A 22,872-nucleotide genomic window follows, 5' to 3' on the forward strand; every position below is an offset into this window, starting at 1 on the left:
CAAGCTTAATAATGCTTGTTATGTAAATATTACATCTAAAAACAAAATCAAGCAAAGCTTGAAAATTCATATGAGCGAAAAATAACGAAGTTATTTTTGCGAATGGTCGGTAGCTATATAAAAAATACTGACTTTACGAGCACAAGCTTAATAATGCTTGTTATGTAAATATTACATCTAAAAACAAAATCAAGCAAAGCTTGAAAATTCATATGAGCGGAAAATAACGAAGTTATTTTTGCGAATGGTCGGTAATTACAGATAAAAAACTAAAATTACAAGTATGAATAAAACATAAAAAATTAGCGAAGCTAATGATTTTATAGAGGGGAAAACCAAAGGGTTATTTTATATATAGTCATTAGTTATCTTAAAAATACTGACATAGCGAATATATACTAATATATAATAAGTTTATAAATGAAAATAAATATATATAATCATGATAAGATTGTGTACTTATTATAATCAGTATTAAGACAAATACTTTTATTACAATTTGTCTTTTTGATTATATAAAAAAGATAAACCCGGTTAAAGTTTATCTTCATATAATTTATTGATCTTTTATTATTTTGATTATTTCTTTTGGAGTATCGGCTTTTTTTAACTCAAGCAATACCTTTTCATTGCTTAGGGTACACATTATTTTTTGAAGTACGTTCAGCTGGTCTTTCGGAGCATTTACCGCAAGCATGAAAACAAGTTCTATATCGAGTCTTTTTGAAGAAGTCCCCATTTCTATAAATTGAATAGGCTTTTTCAGCTTTGCAATAGTTATGCATGAAGTCAGAACATGTTCTACATCTGTATGGGGTATTGCAACTTTGACGCCCGGAGAAGGCAGCCCGGTGGGAAATATCTTTTCTCTTTTTATTATTGCATCTTTAAAACTGTTTTTAACAAAATTTTTATTATATACGACTTTAGATAAGGTCGTAAGAAGCTCTTCTTCGCTGTTTGCTTCTACATCAAATAAAACCAAATCTTCATAAAGTAAATCTCCTATATCCGTTTTTTTTGTTTTTTCTTTATCCATTTTGCTTACCTCATTTGATAGATTTGCTTTTGCTTGGCGTAAACAAAAGCAATTTAAGTTAAATACCTTGTTAAGATATTAGTTAAAAATAAAGAAGTGGTATGATTTTGAATTATAGCATAAATAAATTTATTTTTAAATAAGCTTTTGCCTCTGTAAGTTCCTATGATTTCCCAATAAAAGTACTTAGGAAAACTTTTCCTAAGTATGGTTTATATCTTTGAAAATCGTATTATTATCAAAATATTTTATCAAACTCTTTAAATAAAAGGTTTAGCTTGCTTTATAAAAAAATTATATTCTTATTGATTTGATTTTTTATCATAAATTTAGTATTCAAACTTTTCCTATTATTCCTTTATAACGGAAATCTTACATAATTCGTTTGTATCGATTTAGATGTAGAATTAATGAAACAAAATAAATATTAAAAAAAGGGAGCAGATAATATGAATGGATTTATGGTTAGACCGAGCGTTTATAAATTCGATACCGTAAGAGACTTTATAAATGATTTTAAACCGGGAAAGGATGATTTTATACTGACGACAAAACCCGTTTATGACTTCAATTTAAAAGGATTGGAGCTACAATCTCAAATCAAATTCTATGAAACGTATGGTCAGGGGGAACCCAGCGACGAAAAGGTAGAAAGGATCTATAAAGACATAATTGGCACGCCCAAAAGGATAATAGCGATAGGAGGAGGCTCTGTCCTTGACATAGCAAAGCTTTTCTGTTTAAGAAGAGTAACTCCGGTAGTAGATTTATACGAGGGGAAATTTGAGCCTATCAAAGATAAAGAGCTTATATTGGTCCCTACCACCTGCGGGACCGGAAGTGAAATTACAAATATAGCTATACTGGAGCTTATAGGTTTAGGTACAAAGAAGGGCTTATCTTCAAAGGAGATGTTTGCCGACAGTGCGGTACTTATTCCCGAACTATTGAAGGGACTTCCTTTCAAGGTTTTTGCATCAAGTTCTATAGATGCATTGATACATGCCATAGAATCAGCTATTTCTCCAAATGGGAATGAAATTACGAGGATTTTCAGCTACAAAGCAATCGAGATGATTTTAAAGGGATATACTTTGATTAGAGAAAAAGGCGAAGATTATGTGTTAGAACTTTTAGATGATTTTTCTCTTGCGAGCTTACTCGCAGGTATAGCTTTTTCAAATGCCGGCTGTGCCGCCGTACATGCTTTGAGTTATCCTCTTGGAGCAAAATATCACGTTCCTCACGGAGAAGCAAATTATGCTGTCTTCAGCGGAGTGATAAGCAATTATCTTGAAATAAAGACGGACGGGGAAATAGAAATATTGGAAAGTTTTATAAGTGATGTTTTGGGGTGCGGTAAAAAAGAAGCTTTTGTAAAGCTGGAAGAACTTCTAGGATGTATCCTTATCAAAAAAAGTTTATCCGAGTACGGAGTAAAAGAAGCGGAACTCGAAACCTTTGCAAAATCTGTGATAGAAAATCAAGGAAGACTAATGAAAAATAATTTTGTAAAGCTGGATGAAGAAAGGGTTCTAAAAATCTATAAAGAATTATACTAAGGAGAATAAAAATGAGCGTTATAACAATAATAGGTGCCGGAATGATGGGAAGTGCACTTTCTTTTCCTTCAGCAGATAACAAGCACGATATAAGGATTGTAGGTACACCGCTGGACAAGGATATAATAGAACAGGCAAAGCTTACGGGTTATCATATAACACTGAAGAGATATCTTCCAAAAGGTATCGAATTTTATAATACCGATGAAATGGAAGAGGCAATAAAAGGAAGTGATTTGATAATCGGAGGCGTGAGCAGTTTCGGAGTAGACTGGTTTTTGAAGGAAGTCCTTCCCAAAATACCAAATCATATCCCTGTGCTGTCGGTAACCAAGGGTATGATAGATTTGGGAGACGGGAATATGCTTACATATCCGGAGTACTACGAAAAACATACCAATTCATATAAAAGTTTAAATGCAATAGGAGGTGCCTGTACAAGTTATGAGCTGGCAGATAGGGATAATACTCATGTGTGTTTCTGCGGAAGTGACATAAACATTCTAAGAAAACTAAAAAAAATGCTTGAGACAGATTATTATCATATAAGCATTTCCGAGGATATTAGGGGAGTTGAGAGTGCCGTCGCACTTAAAAATATATATGCACTTGCGGTAACTCTTGCCGTAGGCATAAGCGAAAAGAAGGACGGTAAGGGGGTTATTCATTATAACTCACAGGCAGCTTTATTCGGACAGAGCGTGAGGGAAATGATGAAGCTTATAAAAATACTGGGTGGAAATGAAGAAAATATCGTTTTCGGAGCAGGAGACTTATATGTGACAGTATTCGGAGGAAGAACGAGAAAAATAGGTACACTGTTAGGTGCTGGACTTGATATCGATGAAGCTTTGGATACTCTGAAAGGTGTGACTTTGGAATCCGTGGTAATAGCTTCAAGAGCAGCTTCGGCTGTAAGAGAACTCATCAGGAGAAATAAGATAGATAAAAAAGATTTCCCTTTGCTTCTCCATGTGGATGATATAATAACGAATAAAGCTATGGTAGATATCCCTTGGGAGAAATTTGAAATAGAAAAAGAATTATAAAAGGAACGGTCATGCCGTTTCTTTTTTTATTATGATAAAAAGAAAAAATTTAGGGAAGTGACGGGATTTATAATAAATTTTTCCTAATGTTTAGGAAACGGATATCATAAAATGAATACTTTCTATATATAAAAAGTTCATATATAACTAAGTTAAATCAATCAGTCTTTTATAAAAGGATAATATATATAAAATAAACTATATCTAAAATTTTCTTTATAAATAAAGGTATTAAAAACATTTTTTAGTTTATATGGTAGTATCAAATATCCTTTTATCTTGTTTATACTTCCTAACCGTTAGGAAATATAAACTTTTTTTTGAGTAGTTATACTTCTTATAATATTAATATAATATTAAAATTCAAATTTCAAGGGAATGATAATATTTAATGCGTATATATTCCTAAATATTAGGAAAGAAGTCGGATTGTATTTTAATAAGATATATGCGTAAATAAACGTAGGAAGGAAATCTTCAAAATGAAAGAAAAAGAAGTTTTAAATATTCCTTTGAGGCAGAAAAACATATTGAAAATGCTTTTATCCGAAGACGGCTGGATAAAAGGTTCAAGGATAGCAAAAGAAATGGGGATAACCGACAGGACTGTAAGAAGCGATATTGCCGCTATAAACAGTGCTATGGAAGGAAGCTCCAATCTTATAGAATCTTCAAGACAGAACGGTTACAGGCTCAAATCATCCAATTCCGAAATGCTTAATAAACTTTTGTTTAATAAAAAAAACCTTCCCATAACTCCCGAAGAGAGACTGAGGTATTTAAGCATAAGACTTATGCAGGTGGATGAATCAAATCCCAAAAAGCTATGGGAGCTTGCAGACGAACTCGCTATAAGCATGCCGACCTTGGAAAGCACTATACAAAAGATAAGGGGCGTACTTGAAAATCGTAAAGATCCTTTTGTTATAAAAAGAAAACAAGGGTTTATTTGGACAAAAGGTCAGGAAGAGTCCAGAAGGTTTCTCTTAAAAGAACTTATCCTCGACAGGATGGATCCCAGTTATTTAATGATTAGCAATTATTATAACTATTTTGATAAAAATATACTTGAAACTATCATGGGATGTATTCTGATGTCATTAAAAGAGTTTGGTTCGATAATGACCGACGAAGATATAATTCACCTAGCTGTATACTTGGCGATAAAACACAATCGGATAAGCACAGGACATTCACTTATACTGCAGAAGAGCGAAACTTATTCGATCAATGACGATAAAAGCAAACTTGCTTTTAAAATTGCAGAAAATTTGAAGGATAAGCTGGGGCTTCATTTGAACGATGCGGAAATCCTCGATTTGATGATTCAGCTTTCTCTAATGAGAGTGGTGACAGAAAACAAAAAGGAAAGAGAAACAAACAGCGGTTCCGATAAAAACCACTTTATGGCTATTGTGGATTCTCTGCTTAATGATATAAAAGATAATTTCGGTCTTGATTTATCTAAGGATGAAGAGCTAAGAGTAGGACTTTGTTCACATATAAAATATATGATAAAGCAAAAAGGAGAGCCTCCGGCGGGAAGTAATCCCATACTCGGGCTTCTTAAGACAGAATATTCATTCGTCTTTGAAATGTCTCTTTATCTGTATGAATGCTTTTACGAGATGTTTGATGTCAAATTGAACGAAGATGAACTGGGATATATAACCGCTTATCTCGGGGCTGCGATAGAGAGGATGGAAAGCAATATGAATTCCAGCAGCATTACCGTGGCACTTGTAAGTAATACCAACCACGGAACGAGTACACTTCTAATGGCTAGGATAAAATCAAAATTTTCCAATAAATTCAACTTGGTCGGTCCTTACTCTGCGTACAGCTTGGATGAAATAATGAAGGATAATCCCTTAGGTATAATAACCACGGCTTCCAAGTATATGTTTGATGATTGCCATCTGCCTGTAGTTAAAATCTCTCCTATGCTTGATTCAAACGATATAACATCTATAAATTCGATGATAGTAAGCATAAAAAACAAGACTTTTTCAAATCCTTTGCCTAACGGTGTCGATTCTTACTTCGATAAAAAATTCTTCTTTAAGAATTTAAAGGCTGAGAATTATACCGAAGCGATAACTAAGATGACCGAAGCTCTCGAAGCGGAAGGATATGTGAAATCCGACTTTTTGGATAAGACCCTTCAAAGGGAAAAGATATCTTTTACTACTTTCGGTAATTTACTTGCAATGCCTCATCCTTTGGAGTCATCGTCTAATAAAACAATCATCAGCGTTGCAATATTAGATAAAGCTATAAAATGGGGAAGTGCTTTCGTTCAAGTGATATTCCTTATGTCAATAAGAAAAGAAGACCTTAAATATATAAGACATCTTTTTAATATAACCGTAGAACTTGCCAATAATCCCGAGAGGGTTACAAGGCTCATACTTTCAAAGGATTATGAACACTTTATATCCATACTAAAAGAAATATAAAGTCAAATATAAATTCGTTATCATCCATAGTTGAATAACTATGCTTGCATAAACCCTCCTATTAAATAAAGAGATGAGAGTGAATTATATAAAACCAAGTATGAAACTTCAGTGTCCGGTTTTATGTACTGTAAACCCGGTACGTAAAATTTACTATTATCTCCGATAAATAAAGAGGAAGAATAAAAAAGTTCTTAAGTGAAAACAATATAAATTTTGAATTTAAACTATTGTTATTGTAAACGATTTAAATATGGTCATAAATGTTTAAGACATACAAATAAAATAAATTTTTCTGAAAGGAGGATATAAAAATGTCAGAAAAAACTTATACGATTTTATCCGCATGCGGGAGCGGGGTAGCAACCTCGTCGCATATAGCTGCTTCCCTAACTTCCAGCTTGAAGGATATGGGTATGAATGTGAACGTGAGGACATGTTCCCTCGGAGAAATAGACGGTCTCGTGGAATCAATGCATCCGTCCATAATCGTAGCTACGGCTTCTTTAGAGACCGTACATAATATCGGGGACATAAAAGTTATGAACGGTATACCTCTGCTTACGGGTGTGGGCAGACAGGAAATGCTTAATGAAATCGCGGATTATTTAAAAACGCAATAAAATAAAGAAAGGAGAGAACAAAAATGTTAAATATCGTTAATACCATTTTAGGTTTAGGCGCAGCTGTAATAATGCCGCTGGTAATACTTATTCTTGGTTTAGTATTTAGGATGAAGATAAAAAATGCCATAAGGGCAGGTTTAACTGTAGGTATCGGATTTACAGGTATCAATTTGGCAATCGGACTTATCAGCAATAATTTGGGAGGAATAGTAGAGGGACTGCAGAAGAAGTTCAACCTGACACTTAATATAACAGATGTAGGCTGGCCCGCAGGTTCGGCGATTTCCTTCGGTAACGGTACGTTCGTAGTAGCCTGTATCGTGACTTTTTTGGCAATAAATGCAATATTCCTTATTTTAAACTGGACTCATACATTAAACGTTGATATATTCAACTATTGGCATCATATATTGATCGGTACAATGTCATACTTTGCGACAGGAAGCATGATAATAGGTATCATAGTAGCAACTGCGTTTATGATGATAAACACCATACTTGCGGAAAGGCAGGAAGACGTAGTAGTTGATTTCGGAGGAGAACAGTGGCGAGGGCTTAGTTTTACCACACAGAGTTTCCCTATTCAGCTGCTTTTCTCAAGGGCTTGTAACTGGGTAATAGACAGGATACCTGTTATCAATAAAATCAATTTTAACTTAAACCAGCTTCCTTCAAGTATATCTTTCTTCGCAGAACCGGCGATTTTGGGATTTATCCTCGGCGGGCTGTTATCTGCAGTAGCGGGATATACGTGGGAAAATATCCTAAGTGTAGGGATAAACATGGCAGCTGCTATGTATCTCCTTCCAAGAATGGTTTCCATAATGATGGAAGGCTTGGCACCTCTTACAGATGCGGCAAGAGAATTTATGACAAGTAAATTCCCGGGCAGAAAATTCAACCTTGCAATGGACTACTGTATGCTTATGGGAGATAAAGAAGTTATAACAATGGGACTTATAGGTATACCTATAGTACTCTTCTTAGCGGTTATCCTTCCGGGAAATAAATTCCTTCCATTTACCGATTTACCTTCACTTCCGTACTGGGTAATAGGTATAGTATACGGTTCGAGACATAATGCTTTCAGGACTATACTGATTTCGATAATATCATTCTCACTTGCACTTTATATGGTTACCGACCTTGCTCCACTGTTTACACAAATGGCTTCAAATGTCGGTTTCGAATTTGTAAAAGGAACTACTATCGGCGGATACTGTATAGGCTTTGAATGGGTAGGATATATACTACATAAGATAGTTACATTTATATTCTGACCGTAATGATATATTAATTGATTTTGACAAATATGCTATGCATATTTGTCAAAACTTTGAGAGGATAAAAAATGAATAAAATAAGAACGGTACTCGGTGATATATCATCCGATAAAATAGGTATGACATATACTCACGAACACATATACTGCTCACCTTACACGTCAAAAAAGGATCCGACTTTAGCAATTACGGATATCGATTTGACTATTGAAGAGCTGAAGAGTTTCAAAGAAGCGGGAGGCGTTACTTTGGTCGAAGGCACCGCCATTGATTACGGCAGAGATCCCAAAATGATGTATAAGGCTAGTAAGGAGTCAGGGGTAAATCTGATAGCTACGACCGGATATTATTTACACGACCATAATCCGAAAAATATAAAAGATATTAGTATTGAAGGACTTGCCGAAGTTTTCATTAATGATATAGATTTCGGTATGGAAGGTACTGATATCAAAGCTGGGCAGATAAAATGTGCGGTCTCACCTTTATTCATACATGAAAATGAAGAAAAGTGTTTGAAGGCTGCCGCATATGCTCAGGGTAAAACAAACGCTCCCATATGGATACACCACGGAGGGATAATGGGTATGGAGATACTCGATATACTTGAAAGAAACGGAGCGGATTTATCAAAAGTAGTTTTAGGTCACGTGGACAGAAATCCCGATACTTACGATTATAAAGAAATCGCAAAGAGGGGCTGTTATATATCGGTAGATAACCTTGCAAGGCTTTACAGATATCCTTTGGAAGAAAATATAAGAGTGCTTAAAGATTTACTTGATATGGATAAGTTAAATCGAATATTCATAAGTGCCGATTTCGGAAGATATACCTATTATAAAGCTTACGGCGGAGGACCGGGGCTTGAATATATATTAAAGAAATTCATACCGAGATTTAAGAAAGAATGCGGACTTAGCGAAGAAGATATAAAACAAATATTTATTAATAATCCAATGAATGTCTACGGATGTTTTTAAAGAAAGTAAGTGACTATAATGAGTTTAAATATATTTTCTCCCATTACAATAAAGGGTCATGAAATAAAAAACAGAATAGTGATGCCTGCAATGGTCAGTTTCAATTATGACATCAAAGACGGAAACGTGAACGATAGGCTCATCGAACATTACTTATCAAGAGCAAAAGGAGGAGTCGGGCTTATAATTGTCGAAGCGATATGCGTAGATGATAATCTTAACTGCAGGCTGACAAAAGGTGAGCTTGGACTTTGGAGCGATGAACATACAGATGGACATAGAAAGTTGACTGATGTCATTCATGGTGAAAACTGCACGGTATTGGCACAGCTTAATCATGCGGGTATAAAAGGAATAACGAGTGAAAATATAGCTCCTTCCGATTTTGAGGGAAACATAATAAATAAAACATTTAAGGCTGAAGAAATGAGTTTGTTTCAGATAGGAGAAATAAAGGAAAAGTTTATAAAAGCTGCAATAAGAGCGAAAAATGCAAAGTATGATGGCGTTGAAATACATTGTGCTCACTCTTATTTATTAAGTAATTTTATTTCCCCCGTGTCCAATAAGAGAAAAGACGAATACGGCGGGACCTTGGAAAAGAGAATGAAACTTCCATTGGAGATTATAAGAGGAATAAGAAAAGAATGTGGTAATGATTTTATTATTTCAGTGAGGATGGGTTATGATGAACCGACTATAGATGAGGGGATAGAAATCGCAAAGATGTTTGATATGGGCGGTGCCGATGTCATTCACGTGTCTACCGGTTTCGGCTCCAGCGGATATATGAGTGAAAATATCATGAAGAAGCCTCCTGATGACTTTCCTTTTAATATCAGGATATGGGCGGCTTCAAAAATCAGACCTAATGTATCCTGCCCGGTAATAGCCGTCGGAGGAATAAGGAACGGTAATGATGCAAATACTGTGGTATCAAAAGGGTACGGCGATTTTGCGGCTGTGGGCAGAGGTCTTTTATGCGACCCGGCATTCGTAAACAAGATAAAAGAAAAAAGGAAAATATCACAGTGTTTTAATTGCAGTAAATGTATGTGGAGCAGTGGTTTTGATAAATGTCCGGGAAGAAAAAGGTATCTTGACGGTTTAAAATAATAACAAAGAATTGAGGAAAATTATGTTAGTTAGTATGGATAAACTCTTAAATAAAGCAAAAAAAGAAACATATGCCGTTGCGTCTGCCAATGTTTTTAATGACAGGAGCGTAAAAGCGTGTTTTGAGGCGGCGGAAAGCCTAAATGCTCCGATAATCATTTCCGCGACTTCGTATGTACCTATGGAAGAAATTGCGTCGTTGGTGAAGTACTATAAAGATAAATACGAACATGTTTCGGTTTCACTGAACCTTGACCACGGAGCTGACTTTGATACGGCTATGAGGGCTGTAAGGTGCGGTTTTACTTCCGTGATGATAGACAAATCTACTCTTCCTTTTGAAGAAAATATAAGATATGTTAAAGAAGTCGTAAGAGCCGCACACCCCGTAGGTGTCAGTGTTGAAGCCGAACTGGGGCATGTGGGAAAGGGTTTTGAATACGATAAGACGAGAGACAGCGGACTAACAAGACCCGAAGAAGCCTCGGAATATGTGAAAAGGACCGAAGTGGATGCTCTCGCGGTTGCGGTAGGGACTTCTCACGGTGTATATAAAGGAACTCCAAAACTTGATTTTGGTTTACTTAAAAAACTTAATGAAGCGGTGGATATACCTCTCGTCCTTCACGGCGGTTCGGGGACAGGCGATGATAAATTGAGAAAAGCCGTAGAGACAGGGATACAAAAAGTCAATTTGTCTACTGATTTATCAAGTGCATATATCAAATCAGCCGGTGAATATATAAATAATCAGGGCGAAATATTCGATGAACAAATGAATGTAATATATAAGGGCAATAGGACTGTGTTTGTGAATACATGCTTGGATAAGGGGCTGAAGGGTTATAAAGATTTACTGGCTCATTATATGGAACTGTTTGGCGGAAGAAATAAAGCGTGATACTTTGGAGATGAGAAAAATGGAAGAAATCAAAAATATAAGATTTGGCTGTCTTGTTAAGAAAGGCAGAGCCGAAGTTCATGAAATGCCCTTAGCGGAAGTAAGCGATAATGAGGTGCTTATAAAACAGCTGGCGTGTAATATATGTACCGCAGATTATACTCAGTGGCTGGGGCTAAGGGAGCATAACGGCTATCCCGTAAGCGGAGGTCACGAAGCAAGCGGGATAGTCATAAAAAAAGGCAGAGATGTGGTTGATTTGGAAATCGGAGATTTTGTTGCTATTGCAAATAATTACTGCGGGTCGTGTGAATTTTGCAGAAGCGGGAGAGAAAGCGAATGTAAAGTAAGGGCTTCATATGACGAGCATGGTAAATATAAGGGCAGAATGGGATTTGCAGATTATTTTGTTAGACCTGTAACGAGCGTGATAAAAATGAATAAGGACTTAACACCCGGTGAAGCGGCATTTTTAGAGCCTGTGGCTACTGTTATTAAAGGTATAAATAAATTAAGACTTAAACCTTTTGAAAAAGTAGTGGTCATAGGTGCCGGTACTATGGGAATGATTAATGCTATGACAGTAAGGGCATACGGCGGAGAAGTAATAGTAAGCGAAATGATGGAAAATAAGCTTGAAACAGCGAAAAAGGCAGGATTTAGGACTGTCGACCCTACAAAAGATGACGCTGTAAAAAAAGTAATGGAGTTTACGGATAATAAAGGTGCAGACTGTGTAATCGTTGCGGTCGGGAATACAAATGCAAATATCCAAGCGTCAAAAATGCTTAAAAAAATGGACGGCAGACTTCTCGTATTCGCAGCAAATTATCCGCCCCCTCAGCTTGGTATAACAGCAAATGATATCCACTACAGAAGAATGGAGATCATAGGAACTTATTTGGCTGATCTTAAGGAGTTTCTTGAAGCTTCCAAGCTTTTAAATACTCATAAGATAGATGTAAAACCCCTCATAGAAAAAAATAAATATTATTTGGAAGATATCAATGAAGCTTTTAAGGAAGCCTCAACACCCGGTAAATACAGAGTAAGCGTACTTTTACATAAGGATTAAAAGGAGATAAAGATGAGCGAAAAAATCAAACTTGCACTTAGTGCGGAGTTATTGCCAGATGATTTGAATAAAATAAAAGAAAAATATGATATAAAAATCTTGCCGTGGACGGGAAGCGATTATCTCCCTACAATGGAAGATATCATAAATGAGTGTAACGGTCATGAAGTTGTATGTATATATACCGACCCTATGCCAAAAGAATGCATAGATACACTTTCCCAAAATGGTTTGAAACTGCTCGGATGTGCCAGAGCGACGCCTAACAATATAGACTGGAAAGCCGCAAAGGAGAATGGCATACCTATAGTCCACGCTCCGGGGAGGAATGCACATACGGTCGCGGAGTATACTGTCGGAATGCTGCTTTCAATATGCAAGAGGATAGGTTTTACATATCATGGACTTATGGAAGGTAGATTTCTTGCTGATGAAAAAGATATATACGACGTCCCCGAAAGAAAAGACGTCATATGGCGTTTTAAAGACAGGGAAAATCCAAGGTCTTCTTATCCATGGAGCATCGATGTATATGAAAGGACAATAGGGCTTATCGGACTTGGTGCCATAGGGCAGAATGTAGCGATGATATGCAGGGGCATGGGGATGAATGTAATAGCTTATGACCCCTTCCAAAATCATGAAATATTTGGTAAACTGGGGGTAATAAGAGCAAATGATTACAGGGACATGCTTCCTAAATGTGATTTTGTCAGTGTACACCTAAATGTTACCGAGGATACAAAGTCAATGATAAATGATGAATGGTTTGATTTGATGAGAAGCGATGCGTACTTTATCAATACAGCAAGAGCAGCCGTTGTAGACCAGAAGGCACTTATAGACGCTCTCGAAAAAAAGAAAATAGCATTTGCGGCAATCGATGTCATGTGGGATGAGCCCGCACCGAAAAATCATCCTCTGTTAAAAATGGATAATATACTCATAACTCCTCATATGGGAGGCATATCCTCGGATGTAAAAAAATGGGCATCTCAGATGATGACCGACGAACTCATGAGATATGCAAATAAAGAAAAGAACCTAAGAGTATGGACAAGACTTGAATAAAGGAGTGAATGATATGAAAGCACTGGTATTAAAAGGAAAATGCAGGTTCGATTATGAGGAAATAGAAACACCGAAATGTCCCAAAGGAGGTCTTTTACTGAAAATGGAAGCCGTGGGGCGTTGTGGGAGTGATGTTAGGACATACGAGTTCGGGCATCATAACGTCAAATACCCCGCTGTGCTGGGACATGAGAATGTGGGAAGGATAGTAGAAGTGTCAAAAGATGTAGAGGGATATGAAGTAGGGGAAAGGATAATGATGCATCCGGGTATACCCTGCGGAAAATGTATATATTGTCATGAGGGATTACACTCTCTTTGTGAAAACCGACAGACCTATGGTCAGGACTTGCTTGGAGGTATGGCGGAGTATATGGCTGTTCCGAAAGAGGGTATTGACAGAGGGCTTATATTAAAAGTCCCAAAAGATATAAAGAGCGAAGATATAGTTACAGTAGAGCTCCTTTCTTCCGTACTAAATGCACAGGAAAATGCGGGAGTGGGTATAGATCAGACTGTTGTTATAATCGGGACAGGTCCCATAGGGTGTCTGCATTCCGAGATATCCAGACTAAAGGGGGCAAAGAAAATAATAATGGTCGATTTGAAAGCTTCCCGTCTTGAAATGTGTAAACAATTCAGCGGTACGGATTTTATAGACTCTTCCAAATGGGACCCTATAGAAAAAGTCATGGAGCTTACCGGAGGAACCGGTGCCGATTATGTAATAGTTGCTGCTCCTTCCGCAGATGCTCATTATCAGGGACTTAGGATGCTTAAAAAAAGAGGGACTCTTGTATTGTTTGGAGGGCTTAATAAATCCAATCCATGGACAAAACTGGACGCCAATTTAATACATTATCGAGAACTTACCATAAAAGGTGCTTTCGGATATGGATTTTCGATATTCTCCAAAGCTTTCGATATAGTCTGCAATAAAATGCTTAAGGGCAATATAGTTACACATGTTATCCCTTTAAAAGATATGGAAAGAGGAGTTTCTCTTATAAAAAAGGGAGAAGCTTTAAAAGTAGTGATGAAGCCTTAAATCATTGGTAATAAATAAAAATATTATGACACGATTTACTTTGTATCATATTATTTTAGTATTTTACTATATATGAAATCAGGATAGATTTATAAAACAAAACACCTTTTATACTTAGGGTGTTTTGTTTTATTTGGTATACTATTTAAATATTATCCTACTTTTTATTTTTAAATATCTATTGTTTATTTTACTTTAAGTATAATTCATGGTTTTTTCATTTAAAATATATAAAACTTTCTATATTTTTCAGTCTTTAAAAAATCAGTATATACTATGGTATTTTATATTATGTAGTATGATTATCACCATATAATTTTAGTTGTTATTTTGTAAAAAATATCTCATTAAACAGATATTCATTAAAGCTGTAGAATATTTTCTATGATTTTATTTGATATAAAATAAATAAAATCGTTTATGCAAAAGAAAATAAATCTTTTAATAGTTTATGTTATATTGTATAATAAGAAAAATTTACTGTAGGAAATAATAAAAAATGGATATATTTATAGTCGATGCTTTCACAAGTGAAATGTTTAAAGGAAATCAGGCGGGAGTTGTTATTTTATCCGAAACCGAAGATTATCAAAGTGAAAGTTTTATGATAAATTTAGCTTCGGAATTAAAGCATTCCGAGACTGCTTTTGTGAAAAAGATAAAAGAAAATGAACTTAAAATAAGATATTTCACTCCCGTATCGGAAGTGGATTTGTGCGGACATGCAACTATTTCTGCTTTTTGTTTATTAAGGGAGCATGGTTATATAGATGAAGGGGATTATATTATCGATACTTTGGCGGGAAGATTAAATGTCGAAGTAAAAAAAGATTTAGTCTGGATGGATATGGCAACTCCTAAGACAATGTATGAATTTAAAGGAGAAGAAATAAACGAATTATATGAAGCCTTTGATTTATCCGAAATTGATAAGGTAAATAGTTTAAGACCTATGATCGCCGATACGGGGCTTAGGGATATCATGCTTCCCGTAAAGGATAGAAAAACATTAGACTTTGCTTTGATGAACAGAGATTTGGTAGTAGATATTTCTAAAAGATATGATGTCACGGGATTTCATCTTTTTTGTTTAGGTGATGATAGGATAACCGCATACTGCAGGGATTTTGCACCTTTGGTCGGTATAGATGAAGAGTCTGCAACCGGCACTGCAAACGGTGCTTTGACTTATTATTTAAAAGAGTATGGTTTGATAAAAGAGGGAGTAGTGAGTACCTTTATACAAGGGGAAAAGATGAATAGAAAGTCTGTTATAAAAACGATGATAGATGAAAATAAGATAAAAGTAGGGGGCAGTGCAAAGAGTGTTTTAAAATGTGAATTGTTGAAATAAATATTTTAAATAAATTAAATTTTTATTCAAAATACTTAATAAGTAAGTGGATAATTAATTTATCTTTTAGAGAAAATAAAAGGTAGATTATTTATATAAGGATAGAAATATGTTTTATAAGGATTATTTCAATAAATCGGTAAAGTCCGCAACGGAGTATAAAATAAGATATTTAAAATATTTGCTTAATGACAGCAGTATTTATAAATTCATTCAATTCAATGATAATGAAGAAGAAAATCTTTTGAAACTGCAGTCGCTCAAGAACGGTACTTTGTGGTTCAGCTATTACAGATATTTAAACGACCCTACGGAATATAAGATAGAATATAATATAAGAAAGACTCAGCGTAATACAAATCTAAGCAGGGAAGAGATAGAGTATCTCAACGGCTCAATGAAAGAGATGTACGATGTGTGCTGTTTTTCATATAAATATAACGATTATATGTGGGATATATATGCAAATGACGGAAACGGGCTTTGTATAGTATTCCAGTCTTTAGACCTCGATATGCTATATCCCATAGATTATATCGAGAAAAAAAAGATACCTTTCACGAATTTGATAATCAATTCTTTAAATGCTTTGGATGAAGGAATTATCACCAATATCCCAATGGCTGTCCTTCCTTTCGTCGTAAAAAATCCAATGAACGGATATTTGAATTCCACCAAGGAAAATGAGATAAGGATGTTATATTCATTCTATTCAGATAAGGATATAACGGGAGGGAAACTGTACCCCGATATAAAAATGCGAAGCGGTTATCTCGGGTTGAACGTGCCTTACGATAAGGTTGATTTAAGACTTAAGAAAGTTATAATCGGAAGTGGGTGCAGTTTAAATTTACTGGAAAAAATAATCGAGATTTGTGAAGATAATGATTATGATTATGAGATAAAGTAGATGTGTAACTATAAAATAATTAACACAGTTCATATCGTAGAATATATTTTAAAAAGCTCATTAATGGGGCTTTTTTATTTTATATATATACTACTTAATACTACCTGGCATTTTAGTCGTTACAATTTATACTATTAGTAGCGACATGAAAGAGAGGTGTAAAATTACATAATGGCTAAATTAGGCAGAAAACCTTCAGAAAATCCTAAAAATATCATGCTTAGAATTAGAATTGATAAATAAACATTAGCAAGCTTAGACTTTTGTTGTGAAAAAGAAAATGTTAATCGTTTTGAATTTCTAAGAAATGGGATAGATGAGAAGTATGCAGAATTGAACAAATAAAAAAGGTAGCCCACGACCAGGCAAAAGGTATATGTGGACTACCAACCCCAAACGGAGTATGTAAATATTATACACTGCATACCTCTGTTTGGCAAGCAAACAAGGAGGTATTTAATGAAACAAAATTTTAAAGATATTGATTTATCCGTTGATGAAAGAACAAAAGAGAAGTTGGATAAGTGCTGTTTTGCATATCACCTTAGCAGAGAAGAATTAGTTAATAAAGTGATAATCGGAATATTAGAAGATAATAAAAAAACTTTAAATTAAAATCAGTTTATAATACTAAGGAGAATATTATGGAAATAGCAGAAATTATCGGGAACAGGATTATAGAACTTTGCAGTGAAAGAGATTTATCAATAAATAAATTATCTAAATTGTCCGGCGTAGCTGTATCAACAATAGATAATATAGTAAATAAGCGATGCAGTAATCCCAGAATATTCACAATTAAAAAGATAAGCGAGGGATTTGGTATGTCAATCATTGAATTTTTTGATTATGAAGATTTCAGGAAATAATATAAAAGCTATCATTTCTGATAGCTTTTTTGTTTTTAATATTTAATTCAAATACTTTTTAAATTCTCCGTCGCTTTCGTTTTCAAATACTGCCGCTATAACGCCCGGTCCGGTATGGGCACCTATTGCACAGCCTACATAGCTTATTACGACTTCCTTAACGTTGTATTTTTCTTTTAAAACTTCTGCAAGTTCTTTTGCTTCTTCTTCTCTGTCTCCGTGAACGACGCCAATTATTTGGTCTTCAAGGTCTTTTCCTCTTTCTCCAACAAGCTCTATTATTTTATTTATGGCTTTTTTTCTGCCTCTTACTTTAGCAAATGCTTTCAAAGCCCCGTTTTCGTCTATATCTATCATAGGTTTTATATTTAAGCTTCCGCCCACTACGAATGATAATCTTGAAAGTCTTCCGCCCTTATATAAGTATTCCAATGTTTCCACCGTTACGATATGCTCCATGTGTTCGGTGAAGTGCTTAGCAGCTCTTATTATCGTTTCTTTGTCTGCTCCGTTTCTCTGCATTTTAAGCAGCTTGTAAACGGGAATACCAAATCCCAGTGAAGCACACTTTGTATCTATTATTGTAATATCAAAATCCGGATACGTTTCTAAAAGCTCGTCCTTTGCAAGGTTAGCCGCATTGAACGTTCCCGCAACACCTGTTGAAAAACACATATAAAGTACTTTGTCTCCGCTTTTTGCATATGGTTCAAAATTTCTTTTGAACATCTCTGTATTGATGTGATATGTCTTAATATCCTTTGTATTGTCTTCAAGAGTCGAATAAAATTCCTTTGGGAAAATCGTCTCTCCGTCGAAATAATCCTTTTCGTTTATAACAACGGGAGTAGGTATAACGTGAAGATCGAATTCGTCGATTATATTTTTTGGTACATCACTTGCTGAGTCTGTAATTATCTTAAAGGCCATGATTTCCTCCGTAAACTTCTTTTTATCTATAATTACTATACTATATATTTATAAAATTTTCAAAACATTAATTAAATTTTAATATAATATCGAAAATTATTCTTCTTGAAGTTATCATTGTTTGGATATATAATTAATAGCGAAAGATTTTTAAGTAAAAAAAAATAAAATATTTTAAACGAAATAATATATTGATTTGTATCATTTAAGATATAGATAATGTCAGAAAAGATTTTAATGATTAAAATGTATTTATGATTATATAAATCAGCAATTTTAATCATTATTAAATATAAAGTCTATAAATTTAAATAAGTAAATTTTAGGAGAGCAAATGGATTATAACGAAATAAGTATTTATACAAAAAGCGAAGGCATAGATATACTAACGAATGCTATGACGGAAATCGGAATTGACAGTTTCCTAATCGAAGATAAAGCTGATTTTGAAAACTTCCTAACCGATAACAGAGAGACTTGGGATTTGGTTGACGATGATTTGATGAAGAAAAAAGATACTCCGACAAACGTCAAGGTTTATATATTGGAAGATGAAAATCAAAATGAATTAATAAGCAAATTAAAAGATAAATTAAATATACTTAAGGCGGTGGATAGTGAGGATATCCTCGGAAGCCTTGATTTAAGTTTTAACGACATAAAAGAAGAAGACTGGGCAAATAACTGGAAGAAGTATTTCAAGCCTTCCAAAGTCGGTGAAAAGCTTGTAGTTAAACCTACTTGGGAAGAATATGATAATATAGAAAATAGAATAATCCTTGAAATTGACCCCGGTGCAAGCTTCGGCACGGGAACTCATGAAACCACAAGGCTTTGTTTGATGGGACTTGAAAAGTATATAAAAGAGGGAGACGAAGTTATCGACGTCGGCTGTGGGAGCGGGATACTTTCAATCGCTGCGGTTAAGCTAGGTGCGAGACACGTAACGGGAGTCGATATAGACCCTATGTGTATTGAAACTTCTTCTTATCTATCCAAAATAAATCATGTTGAAGATAAATTTGATGTTTTTATCGGAGACCTTGCGGAGAAAGTAGATATAAAAGCAGATATAATAGTTGCAAATATATTTGCTCATATAATAAAAAGACTTACTCCCGACACGAACAGGATACTTAAAAAGGGAGGTATCTTCATCTCCAGCGGTATAATCAAAGAAACCATCGATACTGTCGTTGAGAGTTATAAGGAAAATAATTTTGAGATACTTGAAGTGAATAATATGGGTGAGTGGTATAGTGTTATTGGTATGAAGTTATAAGGGCTTTCAGCCCTTAAGAACCTGACCATATTTTGCTTGTCCAAAATATGGATAAAAGGACCCCGCTAGGCGCGGTGCCTTTAAACGCTTCTCGATTTCCAGAGGAATGCTGCCCGCATTCCTTGGAAGAGAAGCTATCCCACCCCTTTCATTAATAGAATAATTAGATTTTTATTTGAAACTTTTAATGTAAGAGGTTCGATAAATTTTGTGAGATATTCAGTCCTTTTATATAAAGAGTTCTATATTTGATTAAATATTATGACTTTTTAGCCGGGTAATTATAATATTTAATAAAATATAAGACTAATAAATAAAAAATGGGTTAGCGGTATTTTTAAAAATCTTGGTTAAGATTTTGACCTCTTATTGTTTTTAAGAAAGAGACAGATTTTATTTATAAGATTTCGGTTATTGAGCATAATCTTTTTCCCATTTTGTGACTATCTCAAAGTTATAAAGTTTTAATGATTAAGTAACGATAATTGAAATTACATTTGCATATGGGGTTTTATTCAAGATTAAAGTAATAATTTATATATATTTTTATAGTTTTAGATAATTAAAAACTTACTTAAAAGAGGGGCTGGGTAACGGTCGTTTCAAAAAATTGTGGCTGAATGTTTTTATTTTTCAGTAACTATATCTCATTATTATAAAGCTTATTAGTTTGTTATAAGTAAATAACTTTTTTAGGTAAATAGTGGTTGATTGTCTTCAGTAGGTTAAAGATCTCTTCCACGAAGGCTTATCACCACGCAGTGAAAGAATTTGTCTGCTTAATCATTTGAAAAATGGGTTGGATTTTTGATTTAAATGTGCCTTGGCATATTAAAAGAAAGATTTCTTAGTTTGCTGTACATCGGATTTGCTTTTAAATTATTTTCGAGTTTTCATAAGTAATTTTTTACTTTGGTAAAACTACGCATGATATAATGAGCGTTGTCAATTATAAATGGTTTTAGGACTAGAGCACCTGATGTGGATAGGAAACAACAGCCTTACATAAAAAAGTATAAGGAAAGGACAAATATTGAAGGTAGCACTTATAAACGGACAGAACCATAAAGGTTCCACTTATAATATAGGTAAGAAATTGGCGTTGAAACTTACCGGTGAAGAAAACATAAAAGAGGTATTTCTTCCGAGAGACATGCCGAAATTTTGTGTAGGATGTACATCTTGTTTTATGAAGAGCGAGACACTGTGTCCTCATTATGAATTGGTTCATCCCATTGATGAGATAATTCATGAAAGCGACGTCTTGATATTCACGACACCTACATATGTATATCATTCGTCGGGTTCCATGAAGGCATTTCTCGATCATTTCGGTTATAGATGGCTCGTTCACAGACCGGAAGCAGTGATGTTTAAAAAGCAGGCGGTCTGTATATCAACTGCGGCAGGCGGAGGAATGAAGAAGGCATGCAAAGATATAAAGGACAGCCTTGACTATTGGGGGATACCGAAGACTTATATTTATGCCAAAGCTGTATATGCGGTCAAATGGAGTGAAGTAAGTGAAAAGGTAAAAGCTAAAATAGAAAAGAAGACGGATGTTTTAGCGAGGAAGCTTAAAAAGCATGAGGGAAAAACGAGAGTAAATTTAAAATCGAGGCTTTATTTTTACGGGATACGTCTTGCTCAAAAAAGAGGCGGTCTTAATAAAGCAGATGTCGATTACTGGAATGAACAAGGTTATACCGATAAAGTAAGACCATGGAAAAGCTAATCAATAAAAAAATTAAAATATAATAATATTAAAATTAATGGAGGCAGATTATGCAAAAATTTGATTATTATACTCCTACGAAAGTAATTTTCGGTAAGGGTATGGAAAACGAAGTCGGAAAAGAAATGAAGAAAGACGGTGCAAAGAAAGCATATATAGTTTACGGGGGAAAAAGTGCTAAGAAAAGCGGACTTTTGGATAAAGTGGAAAAGTCTTTGAAAGATGAGAATATCGAATATAAGATGATATGCGGTGTAAAGCCAAATCCGAGATTGTCACTTGCCAGACAAGGCGTTAAGGAAGCAAAAGAATTCGGTGCTGATTTTATCCTTGCGGTAGGCGGGGGAAGTGTTATCGATACAGCAAAAGGTATTGCTCACGGCGTAGCAAATCCCGATACAGATATTTGGGATTTCTGGGAAGGGAAAGCTAAAGTCGAAAAATCTCTTCCCGTAGGTGTTATACTTACTATTTCGGCAGCAGGAAGTGAAATGAGTAATTCTGCGGTACTTACAAACGAAGAAACGGGAATGAAAAGAGGTCTCTCAACTGATTTTAACAGACCTAAATTTGCAATAATGGACCCCGAACTTACATATACTCTTCCAGATTATCAGGTAGGCTGCGGTGTAGTGGATATCATGATGCACACTATGGATAGATATTTTACGGATCTTACGGACTGTCAGAATGATTTGACCGACGAAATAGCGGAAGCCTTACTTAGAGTAGTCATAAAAAACGGAAGAGTTGCCTGTGAAAATAAAGAAGACTACCATGCGATGAGCGAAATAATGTGGGCAGGTTCTCTTTCTCATAACGGTCTTACAGGGCTTGGTGCACCTATGGACTTTACTACTCACAGACTTGGACACTCTCTGAGTGCGAAATTCGACGTTGCTCACGGTGCTTCTCTTTCCACGATGTGGGCTCACTGGGCAAATTATGTAAAACATAAAGACATCGAAAGATTTGCAAGATATGCCAGAAATGTATGGGGAATTACCGAAGGTACTGATGAAGAATTAGCCGACAAAGGTATCGAAGCTACCGTAGAATTCTTTAAATCTATAAATATGCCTACATGTTTCAGCGAGCTTGGAATAGGTATCCAGGACGAAGAGGGGCTTAGAGAACTTACAAACAGATGTTTCTATGTAAAAGGAACTAAAGTAGGTAAACTCATTCCTTTGACTGAAGAAGATATATATCCTATTTATGTAAGTGCTAATAAATAAAGGTTATAAAGGGGCGCTGCCCCTTACACCCCGGCACTTTTTGACTGACTAAAAACTCTGAAAGAGTTTTAGATATTTTAACCAAGTTAAAATATCACTGTGCAAAGCACAGAAGTCAACATGAACAAAATCGCCTTAGCGATATTTGTGAATAAAAGTAACTTAAAACTCGCAAATCTTGCTAACGCAAATCCGCTCGTGTTGCTTAATGTGCCAAGGCACATCTGGATTTTTATTAAAATCCAGCCCATTTTGCAAATGGGTAAGCAGTCAAAATCTCCGCTCAAGCCGCGGATGCTTATAACGCGACTGGATTTTCTACAAAATGCTGCCCGCATTTTG

General features: G+C 35.1%; 21 protein-coding genes. 19 read left to right on the forward strand and 2 right to left on the reverse strand.

All coding sequences use genetic code 11. The features are described 5' to 3' along the window. Positions 1 to 556 precede the first annotated feature (556 nt). On the reverse strand, positions 557 to 1,039 hold the full coding sequence (locus NSA01_RS08580; protein ID WP_257481056.1) for a PTS sugar transporter subunit IIA: 483 nt from the start codon (positions 1,037 to 1,039) through the stop codon (positions 557 to 559). Between the two features lie 449 nt (positions 1,040 to 1,488). Here NSA01_RS08580 and NSA01_RS08585 point away from each other — a divergent pair, with 449 nt between their 5' ends. The 15 genes from NSA01_RS08585 (at position 1,489) to NSA01_RS08655 (ending at position 17,345) form a co-directional block, all read left to right on the forward strand. Further along, the gene (locus NSA01_RS08585) at positions 1,489 to 2,601 is read left to right on the forward strand and encodes a 4-hydroxybutyrate dehydrogenase (RefSeq protein ID WP_257481057.1); all 1,113 of its coding nucleotides are present in this window, start codon (positions 1,489 to 1,491) and stop codon (positions 2,599 to 2,601) included. Positions 2,602 to 2,612: 11 nt separating this feature from the next. Continuing rightward, positions 2,613 to 3,650: an NAD(P)H-dependent glycerol-3-phosphate dehydrogenase gene (locus NSA01_RS08590; protein WP_257481058.1), complete on the forward strand. Its 1,038-nt coding sequence runs from the start codon at positions 2,613 to 2,615 to the stop codon at positions 3,648 to 3,650. A gap of 482 nt (positions 3,651 to 4,132) precedes the next feature. Continuing rightward, positions 4,133 to 6,109 carry a BglG family transcription antiterminator gene (locus NSA01_RS08595; protein WP_257481059.1) on the forward strand — a complete coding sequence of 659 codons (1,977 nt, stop codon included), beginning with the start codon at positions 4,133 to 4,135 and terminating at the stop codon, positions 6,107 to 6,109. Positions 6,110 to 6,423: 314 nt separating this feature from the next. Then, on the forward strand, positions 6,424 to 6,732 hold the full coding sequence (locus NSA01_RS08600; protein WP_257481060.1) for a hypothetical protein: 309 nt from the start codon (positions 6,424 to 6,426) through the stop codon (positions 6,730 to 6,732). A gap of 23 nt (positions 6,733 to 6,755) precedes the next feature. Continuing rightward, positions 6,756 to 8,015 (forward strand): PTS transporter subunit IIC, encoded by a 1,260-nt coding sequence (locus NSA01_RS08605; protein WP_257481061.1) that lies wholly within the window; start codon positions 6,756 to 6,758, stop codon positions 8,013 to 8,015. Positions 8,016 to 8,086: 71 nt separating this feature from the next. Next, positions 8,087 to 9,001: a phosphotriesterase family protein gene (locus NSA01_RS08610; RefSeq protein ID WP_257481062.1), complete on the forward strand. Its 915-nt coding sequence runs from the start codon at positions 8,087 to 8,089 to the stop codon at positions 8,999 to 9,001. Between the two features lie 18 nt (positions 9,002 to 9,019). Beyond that, positions 9,020 to 10,117: an NADH:flavin oxidoreductase gene (locus NSA01_RS08615; RefSeq protein WP_257481063.1), complete on the forward strand. Its 1,098-nt coding sequence runs from the start codon at positions 9,020 to 9,022 to the stop codon at positions 10,115 to 10,117. A 22-nt stretch (positions 10,118 to 10,139) separates the two neighbouring features. Continuing rightward, positions 10,140 to 11,018 carry a class II fructose-bisphosphate aldolase gene (locus NSA01_RS08620; protein ID WP_257481064.1) on the forward strand — a complete coding sequence of 293 codons (879 nt, stop codon included), beginning with the start codon at positions 10,140 to 10,142 and terminating at the stop codon, positions 11,016 to 11,018. Between the two features lie 19 nt (positions 11,019 to 11,037). Continuing rightward, positions 11,038 to 12,093: a zinc-dependent alcohol dehydrogenase gene (locus tag NSA01_RS08625; protein ID WP_257481065.1), complete on the forward strand. Its 1,056-nt coding sequence runs from the start codon at positions 11,038 to 11,040 to the stop codon at positions 12,091 to 12,093. Between the two features lie 12 nt (positions 12,094 to 12,105). Next, positions 12,106 to 13,164 carry an NAD(P)-dependent oxidoreductase gene (locus tag NSA01_RS08630; RefSeq protein ID WP_257481066.1) on the forward strand — a complete coding sequence of 353 codons (1,059 nt, stop codon included), beginning with the start codon at positions 12,106 to 12,108 and terminating at the stop codon, positions 13,162 to 13,164. Positions 13,165 to 13,177: 13 nt separating this feature from the next. Continuing rightward, complete coding sequence (locus tag NSA01_RS08635; RefSeq protein ID WP_257481067.1) at positions 13,178 to 14,212, forward strand: alcohol dehydrogenase catalytic domain-containing protein; 1,035 nt, start codon at positions 13,178 to 13,180, stop codon at positions 14,210 to 14,212. A gap of 499 nt (positions 14,213 to 14,711) precedes the next feature. Next, positions 14,712 to 15,566 (forward strand): PhzF family phenazine biosynthesis protein, encoded by an 855-nt coding sequence (locus NSA01_RS08640; protein WP_257481068.1) that lies wholly within the window; start codon positions 14,712 to 14,714, stop codon positions 15,564 to 15,566. Positions 15,567 to 15,675: 109 nt separating this feature from the next. Continuing rightward, positions 15,676 to 16,476, forward strand: coding sequence for a hypothetical protein (locus NSA01_RS08645; RefSeq protein ID WP_257481069.1), 801 nt, complete (start codon positions 15,676 to 15,678; stop codon positions 16,474 to 16,476). A 459-nt stretch (positions 16,477 to 16,935) separates the two neighbouring features. Then, positions 16,936 to 17,091 (forward strand): hypothetical protein, encoded by a 156-nt coding sequence (locus tag NSA01_RS08650; protein WP_257481070.1) that lies wholly within the window; start codon positions 16,936 to 16,938, stop codon positions 17,089 to 17,091. Between the two features lie 29 nt (positions 17,092 to 17,120). Next, on the forward strand, positions 17,121 to 17,345 hold the full coding sequence (locus NSA01_RS08655) for a helix-turn-helix domain-containing protein (RefSeq protein WP_257481071.1): 225 nt from the start codon (positions 17,121 to 17,123) through the stop codon (positions 17,343 to 17,345). A 42-nt stretch (positions 17,346 to 17,387) separates the two neighbouring features. Here NSA01_RS08655 and NSA01_RS08660 read toward each other — a convergent pair whose 3' ends face one another. Further along, positions 17,388 to 18,275: a DegV family protein gene (locus tag NSA01_RS08660; RefSeq protein WP_257481072.1), complete on the reverse strand. Its 888-nt coding sequence runs from the start codon at positions 18,273 to 18,275 to the stop codon at positions 17,388 to 17,390. Positions 18,276 to 18,609: 334 nt separating this feature from the next. Between NSA01_RS08660 and prmA the strand changes: the two genes are divergently transcribed. The 4 genes from prmA to NSA01_RS08680 all read left to right on the forward strand — a co-directional run. Beyond that, positions 18,610 to 19,557: a 50S ribosomal protein L11 methyltransferase gene (prmA, locus tag NSA01_RS08665; protein WP_257481073.1), complete on the forward strand. Its 948-nt coding sequence runs from the start codon at positions 18,610 to 18,612 to the stop codon at positions 19,555 to 19,557. 1,033 nt (positions 19,558 to 20,590) lie between these two features. After that, a complete protein-coding gene (locus NSA01_RS08670; RefSeq protein WP_257481074.1) occupies positions 20,591 to 21,292 on the forward strand; it encodes a flavodoxin family protein in 702 nt (233 codons plus the stop codon). Positions 21,293 to 21,342: 50 nt separating this feature from the next. Next, positions 21,343 to 22,530, forward strand: a complete 1,188-nt coding sequence (locus NSA01_RS08675; protein WP_257481075.1) for an iron-containing alcohol dehydrogenase — start codon at positions 21,343 to 21,345, stop codon at positions 22,528 to 22,530. A 120-nt stretch (positions 22,531 to 22,650) separates the two neighbouring features. Further along, on the forward strand, positions 22,651 to 22,872 hold a 222-nt coding region (locus NSA01_RS08680; RefSeq protein ID WP_257481076.1), incomplete at its 3' end, for a hypothetical protein.

It is taken from the genome of Anaerofustis stercorihominis (assembly GCF_024623185.1).
Classification (GTDB): Bacteria; Bacillota; Clostridia; order Eubacteriales; family Anaerofustaceae; genus Anaerofustis.

Bases quoted from the DNA above. Each gene is read 5' to 3' on its own strand.
- NSA01_RS08580 (WP_257481056.1), bottom strand. From the start codon at position 1,039: ATGGATAAAGAAAAAACAAAAAAAACGGATATAGGAGATTTACTTTAT.
- NSA01_RS08585 (WP_257481057.1), top strand. From the start codon at position 1,489: ATGAATGGATTTATGGTTAGACCGAGCGTTTATAAATTCGATACCGTA.
- NSA01_RS08590 (WP_257481058.1), top strand. From the start codon at position 2,613: ATGAGCGTTATAACAATAATAGGTGCCGGAATGATGGGAAGTGCACTT.
- NSA01_RS08595 (WP_257481059.1), top strand. From the start codon at position 4,133: ATGAAAGAAAAAGAAGTTTTAAATATTCCTTTGAGGCAGAAAAACATA.
- NSA01_RS08600 (WP_257481060.1), top strand. From the start codon at position 6,424: ATGTCAGAAAAAACTTATACGATTTTATCCGCATGCGGGAGCGGGGTA.
- NSA01_RS08605 (WP_257481061.1), top strand. From the start codon at position 6,756: ATGTTAAATATCGTTAATACCATTTTAGGTTTAGGCGCAGCTGTAATA.
- NSA01_RS08610 (WP_257481062.1), top strand. From the start codon at position 8,087: ATGAATAAAATAAGAACGGTACTCGGTGATATATCATCCGATAAAATA.
- NSA01_RS08615 (WP_257481063.1), top strand. From the start codon at position 9,020: ATGAGTTTAAATATATTTTCTCCCATTACAATAAAGGGTCATGAAATA.
- NSA01_RS08620 (WP_257481064.1), top strand. From the start codon at position 10,140: ATGTTAGTTAGTATGGATAAACTCTTAAATAAAGCAAAAAAAGAAACA.
- NSA01_RS08625 (WP_257481065.1), top strand. From the start codon at position 11,038: ATGGAAGAAATCAAAAATATAAGATTTGGCTGTCTTGTTAAGAAAGGC.
- NSA01_RS08630 (WP_257481066.1), top strand. From the start codon at position 12,106: ATGAGCGAAAAAATCAAACTTGCACTTAGTGCGGAGTTATTGCCAGAT.
- NSA01_RS08635 (WP_257481067.1), top strand. From the start codon at position 13,178: ATGAAAGCACTGGTATTAAAAGGAAAATGCAGGTTCGATTATGAGGAA.
- NSA01_RS08640 (WP_257481068.1), top strand. From the start codon at position 14,712: ATGGATATATTTATAGTCGATGCTTTCACAAGTGAAATGTTTAAAGGA.
- NSA01_RS08645 (WP_257481069.1), top strand. From the start codon at position 15,676: ATGTTTTATAAGGATTATTTCAATAAATCGGTAAAGTCCGCAACGGAG.
- NSA01_RS08650 (WP_257481070.1), top strand. From the start codon at position 16,936: ATGAAACAAAATTTTAAAGATATTGATTTATCCGTTGATGAAAGAACA.
- NSA01_RS08655 (WP_257481071.1), top strand. From the start codon at position 17,121: ATGGAAATAGCAGAAATTATCGGGAACAGGATTATAGAACTTTGCAGT.
- NSA01_RS08660 (WP_257481072.1), bottom strand. From the start codon at position 18,275: ATGGCCTTTAAGATAATTACAGACTCAGCAAGTGATGTACCAAAAAAT.
- prmA (WP_257481073.1), top strand. From the start codon at position 18,610: ATGGATTATAACGAAATAAGTATTTATACAAAAAGCGAAGGCATAGAT.
- NSA01_RS08675 (WP_257481075.1), top strand. From the start codon at position 21,343: ATGCAAAAATTTGATTATTATACTCCTACGAAAGTAATTTTCGGTAAG.